General features: G+C 41.7%; 2 protein-coding genes. Both read left to right on the top strand.

Annotated elements, in window-relative coordinates:
- The coding region (locus IH598_15690) for a hypothetical protein (GenBank protein ID MBE0639960.1) at positions 1–651 on the top strand (651 nt) is incomplete at its 5' end.
- A 226-nt stretch (positions 652–877) separates the two neighbouring features.
- Positions 878–2,022, top strand: a 1,145-nt coding sequence (locus IH598_15685) for an ATP-binding protein (GenBank protein MBE0639959.1), incomplete at its 3' end; no start/stop codon positions are given.

Here is a 2,022-nt window from a genome sequence, read left to right as displayed (position 1 = left end):
TTTTTAATGATTGCCCTTGGAGCAACTGCCCAGGAAAAGAAGGAACCTTATGTTTCTTTTTCCACGGAAATGATCTTTTCGTTTGCCACAATTGACAACCTTGGTAATAGCGAAGGAAACGTCATGCGTTGGGCGCCGGCTTTTAACCCGCAAACGATGCTCAACTACGATTTAAACAACTCATTTGGCCTTTTCACCGGTATGGCCGTCAGGAACGTGGGTTACATCTATGAAAACCCTTTCGATCCCAACAACTCAAAATTCAAATACCGCACCTACAACCTCGGTATTCCGGTCGGGTTTAAAGTTGGCCAGATGGATAATTTTATGTTTTTTGGCGGGTATGAAATTGAGTTCCCTTTTGTTTACAAAGAAAAGCTGTTTGTAAATGATTCAAAGGAGGATAAGGATGTGATCTGGTTTTCGGACAGGGTTGAGCCCGTTCAGCACTCGGTCATGGCCGGCATCCAGTTTCCCTATGGCGCTACACTGAAATTCAAATATTACCTCACCAACTTCCACAACCGCGATTATGTAGCCATGGTGGATGGGATTCAGACCAAACCCTACGACTTTGCATCCAACATTTTTTACTTTTCGCTGTCCTGGTATTTGTTTACCAACTGGGAAGAATCTTATCCAATTGAGTAATAGACCGGGTTGATATTTTTCACGGCATATAATAAGCGCCTGTCCAAAACATTTAAAACCTGATTATTCGGGTAATGAGTTTCAGGGACGGGCGTTTTCTTGCAAACGTTTATTAAGCTGCCAACATTTCAGCAGAAAGCTGATGAAAATGATTAGTGATATTTTCAGGTTTAACCGAAAATAATTCTATTTTTGTGAATTATTCAAATGCAACTGATTATTTTTTATGAATGGTATTTTAGAAAAAATAAGAAAGTACAACACCTGGGATGGCAAGTTGCCAAATACAGGCTTTCGTCGGGATGCTTATCTTGATGAGATAAAGGATTATATTGGCAACAAACTTATTAAAGTCATCGTAGGCCAGCGAAGAGTTGGTAAAAGCTATCTTTTACGGCAAATTATCCATTATCTTATTAACTCCAACCAGGCGCCACCTTCGAATATATTTTACCTCAACAAAGAGTTTCTCGCTTTCGATGAAGTCAAAACAGCCGGTGATCTTGAAGAGTTGTTTCATCATTACCAAACTATTGTTAAGCCCAACGGCAAGGTTTGGATTTTCCTGGACGAGGTACAAAACATTGCGGATTGGGAGAAGTTCGTGAATTCTTATGCCCAGGATTTTACTTCGGAATATGAGCTTTTCATCACCGGGTCAAACTCAAAGCTGCTTTCGGGAGAGCTTGCCAGCCTGCTTTCAGGCAGGTATGTGGAATTTGAGGTGTTTCCATTCAGCCTGACGGAAATGGCTGAAGCTAAAAATCGCACCGTTGACAGGACATTTTTTCTCGAATACATGAGAAAGGGCGGTTTGCCTGAAATGCTAAACTTGCCGGACGAGGAGCTTTGCCGACATTATGTGGATGATTTGAGAAACACCATCGTCTTACGTGATATCGTTCAGCGGCATCAGATAAACGACACGATTCTTCTCGAGGAGATTTTTAATTTTCTGGCTACCAATACCGGCAATCTCACTTCCATAAACGGAATAGTGAATTACTTCAAGAGTAAGCAGCGGAAAACCAATTATGAAACAATCTCGGGCTACATCGGCTATTTGCACGACACGTTTTTGATTCATGTTGCTGAGCGCTACAATTTGAGAGGAAAGCAAACTTTGGGTGGAGTGCGAAAATATTACCTGAACGATCCTGCCTTCAGGAGTTACTTTTTCGGGTTTTATCCGCAAGACATCGGATATTATCTGGAGAATTACGTGTTCATTCAGCTTAGGCGATTGGGATACAAAGTTTCTGTTGGGGTGATGAATGGCAATGAAGTTGATTTTGTGGCGCAAAAGGCCGATAAAACGGTTTATTACCAGGTGGCCTATCTTTTACAAGACCCCGCAACCATCGAAAGGGA

Source organism: Bacteroidales bacterium (assembly GCA_014860585.1).
Classification (GTDB): Bacteria; Bacteroidota; Bacteroidia; order Bacteroidales; family 4484-276; genus RZYY01.
Note: the sequence above shows the minus strand (reverse complement) of the source record. Positions and strands in the feature narration are given on the sequence as shown.